This is a genomic window from Brevibacterium sp. FME17, assembly GCF_014897515.1.
Classification (GTDB): domain Bacteria; phylum Actinomycetota; class Actinomycetes; order Actinomycetales; family Brevibacteriaceae; genus Brevibacterium.
Map to the genome: position 1 here is coordinate 1 of NZ_JABUYD010000050.1, position 3,826 is coordinate 3,826.

Annotated in this window: 3 protein-coding genes and 1 pseudogene; all 4 read left to right on the forward strand. The window is 61.7% G+C overall.

The window, feature by feature from the left end:
- Nucleotides 1–833, forward strand: an 833-nt coding sequence (locus INT40_RS20185) for a siderophore ABC transporter substrate-binding protein (protein WP_193096859.1), incomplete at its 5' end; no start/stop codon positions are given.
- Nucleotides 834–930: 97 nt separating this feature from the next.
- The gene (locus INT40_RS20190) at nt 931–2,052 is read left to right on the forward strand and encodes an ABC transporter permease (RefSeq protein WP_226831723.1); all 1,122 of its coding nucleotides are present in this window, start codon (nt 931–933) and stop codon (nt 2,050–2,052) included.
- A gap of 170 nt (nt 2,053–2,222) precedes the next feature.
- Complete coding sequence (locus INT40_RS20195; protein ID WP_413463565.1) at nt 2,223–3,167, forward strand: iron chelate uptake ABC transporter family permease subunit; 945 nt, start codon at nt 2,223–2,225, stop codon at nt 3,165–3,167.
- A pseudogene (locus INT40_RS20200) lies at nt 3,164–3,769 on the forward strand (ABC transporter ATP-binding protein); the annotation flags it as partial. The gene INT40_RS20195 and the pseudogene INT40_RS20200, both read left to right, overlap by 4 nt.
- Nucleotides 3,770–3,826: the final 57 nt, after the last annotated feature.

Below are 3,826 nucleotides of genomic sequence, written 5' to 3' on the forward strand. Positions count from 1 at the left end.
CGCCTTCCTCTGTAGTTGCCACAGACAACCGCACCTTCGAAACTCTCGACACCTGGGGCATCGAACTCAGTGCCGGCGCTGTTTCCCTGATGTCCTCAGATCTCAGCTACACGAAAGACGACTCGGTCCTCGACCTCGGCTCGCACCGCGAGCCCGACCTCGAAAAGGTCGTCGAGGCCAAACCAGACCTCATCATCAACGGTCAGCGATTCTCGCAGTTCCACGACGACCTCGCGAAGCTGGCCCCCGAGGCCACCGTGCTCGAACTCGACCCTCGCGACGGTGAGGACTTCGGCTCCGAACTCAAACGCCAGACGACAACTCTGGGGGAGGTCTTCGGCAAACAGGATGAGGCGAAGAAGATCATCGAGGATTACGATGCCGCGGTCGAGCGAGCCAAAACCGCCTATGACAGCAACGACAAGGCCATGGGCCTAATCACCTCGGCGGGTGACATCGGCTACTCCGCACCTTCGGTCGGACGCACCGTCGGACCGGTCTTCGACATCCTCGACCTGACCCCGTCCCTCGAAGTCGATGCGAGCAGCGAAGATCACCAGGGAGATGACATCTCCGTCGAAGCCATCGCAGACTCCGACCCCGATCTCATGATCGTCATGGATCGTGATGCTTCATTCGCGCCCGAGAAACGCGATGAAGGCTCGGCACCGGCTGCCGAAGTCCTCGAGAAGTCTGAAGCGCTCAAAGACGTTCCCGCGATCAAGGACGACAAGATCGTCTACTTCCCAGAGGACACCTACCTCAATGAAGGCATCCAGACGTACACGGAGTTCTTCGACACCTTCGCGGATCAGCTCGAAGGGCAGAAGTAAGACCAGCACGACGAAAGCCTCCTGATCTGGGAGCGCCACTACGGCGGTGGATGAGCCCCGGCCCATCCACCGCCTTGTCACGAATGAGAACGACCGGATGACGAGCACAGACAACAGACCACCCGATGGGCGGGGTGGCGCAACCACGGACACGAGCACCGCCTCGGCGAAGTCGGGTGCCGCAGCGCACGGCAGGGCGGCGAAGGGCCCCGAGGCCAGTGCCCCCGAGGCAGTGAAGAGCCCGATCACCAGCCCTGCTGGCACGGCGAAGAACCCACTGCTGAGCTGGAAGCTGCTCGCGGGCTTCATCGGTGTCGCGTTGCTCCTCGTAGTCTCCCTCTTCACCGGTGTCTACGACGTCTTCGGCGGCGACGGCGGTGCAGAGATGTTCCAGATAACCCGTGTGCCGCGCACCATCGCACTCGTTCTCTCCGGTGCTGCGATGGCCATGTGCGGTCTGGTGATGCAGCTGCTGACTCAGAACCGCTTCGTCGAGCCGACGACGACCGGCACCACGGAATGGGCCGGCCTCGGACTCATGCTCACTGTCATCATCTACCCGGATGCCTCGATCCTGGCCCGGATGATCGGGGCCGTCTTCGCCGCGTTCATCGGCACGCTGGTCTTCTTCATGTTCCTGCGCCGAGTATCGCTGAAATCATCACTCATCGTGCCCATCATCGGCATCATGCTCGGCGCGGTGGTCGGAGCGATCTCGACATTCATCGCCGTCCAGACCGACATGCTCCAGAGCTTGGGAATCTGGTTTGCAGGCAGCTTCACCTCGATCCTGCGCGGCCAGTACGAGATCCTGTGGGTCGTCGTCATCGTCGTCATCGCGGTCTTCATCACCGCCGACCGCTTCACGGTCGCGGGTCTGGGCAAAGAGGTTGCGACCAACGTCGGCCTCAACTACAACCAGGTCATCCTCATCGGCACCATCCTCGTGGCCATCGCCACTGGAGTCGTTACAGTGGTGGTCGGCAGTCTGCCGTTCCTCGGGCTCATCGTCCCCAACATCGTGTCGATGATCCGCGGCGACGACCTGCGCAGCAACCTGCCCTGGGTCTGTCTGCTCGGCATCGCGATCGTCACGATCTGCGACCTCATCGGCCGAGTCATCATCATGCCCTTCGAGCTTCCGGTCTCCGTCATCCTCGGAGTCGTCGGCGCAGCGGTGTTCGTCGCACTGCTCCTGCGACAGCGGAAGCGGGGATGAGGCACGCCATGAGTGCAGAGACTACAGAGTCCACGACATACCCGAACGCGGGGCAGGCCACGTCAGCTCAGGGTCGACTGGAGCCGAGGACGAAACGGGACTCAGCTCCACCTCGGCGCTCATCCGGGTCCTTGGCGACGCCTAAGTCCAGGTGGCGGTACTGGTCGATCATGATCGGACTCACCGTCGCCTCGGCAGTCATTGCTCTTGGGCTCCTGGCTTGGGACAACCCGATGCCGATCACTGACGAGGGGTTCTGGCTCATTGCGCAGCTGCGGATGAAGAACCTCGTCGTCATCGCGATCGTCGCTTTGTGTCAGGCGTTTGCGACCGTGGCGTTCCAGACGGTGACGAACAACAGGATCATCACACCGTCGATCATGGGCTTCGAATCCCTGTACGTGGCCATCCAAACCGGGGCCATGTACTTCTTCGGGGTCACAGCGATCGTCGATCTCAAGGGGTTGGTGCCTTTCACCGTGCAGCTGCTGCTCATGGTGGGGCTCTCGCTCGCGCTCTACGGCTGGCTGCTCTCAGGCCGATACGGCAATATCGCGATCATGCTGCTCATCGGCGTCGTCATCGGCGGCGGACTCGGTTCGATCGCGACGTTCATGCAGCGGACCCTGACGCCGAGTGAATTCGACGTGCTCTCGGCCCGGCTCTTCGGCTCGATCTCGAACTCGGACTCCAGCTACCTGCTGGTCTCGATTCCGCTGTGCCTGCTGGCCTGTGCTGCGATCTACCTGAGCTCTGCGCGTCTCAACGTTCTTGCCCTCGGCAGGGACGCGACCAGCAACCTGGGGCTCAGCCATCGGTTCGAGATGATGAAGGTCCTGTTCTTCGTCTCGATCCTCATGGCGGTGTCCGTGTCGATGATCGGACCGATGATCTTCCTCGGGTTCCTCGTCGCGATGCTCGCCTATCAGTTCTCCGACACCTACGACCACAGATACGTGCTGCCGATGGCCGGCCTCCTCGGGTTCGTCGTCCTGGGCGGGGCGTACTTCATCATGAAGAACCTGTTCTACGCCGAGGGAGTCGTCTCCATCATCATCGAGGTCATCGGCGGAGGCGCATTCCTCTTCGTCATCATGAGAAAGGGACGACTGTGATCACTCTGCGCGATGTCCGCAAGTCCTACAGCAACGACGTCGAGATCGGTCCCGTCGATCTGCAGATCCCCGCCGGGGGAGTCACCGCGCTGGTCGGGCCCAACGGCGCCGGGAAGTCAACGCTGCTGACGATGATCGGCCGCCTGCTGGGCATCGACGACGGCGCCATCGAGGTCGCCGGATACGACATCTCATCGACGAAGTCGAAGGACTTGGCGAAGGTCGTGTCCATCCTGCGTCAGGAGAACCACTTCATCACCAGGCTGACGATCCGCCAGCTCGTCGGCTTCGGTCGTTTCCCCTACTCCAAGGGACGCCTGACGGCTGCCGACGAGGAGATCATCTCTCAAGCTATCGACTTCCTTGAACTTAACGACCTCGAGGACCGGTTCATCGACGAACTCTCCGGCGGGCAGCGGCAGCGCGCCTACGTGGCCATGGTGCTGGCTCAGGACACCGACTACGTCCTGCTCGACGAACCCTTGAACAACCTGGACATGAAGCACTCCGTGCAGATGATGGCGCACCTGCGCCGGGCTGCCACGCAGATGGGCCGGACCATCGTCATCGTCCTCCACGACATCAACTTCGCCGGGCACTACGAAAGTTGTCAAGGTGAATGAGGCCAAAGGGAGTTAGGCGGCTTGCTGATCGACGAC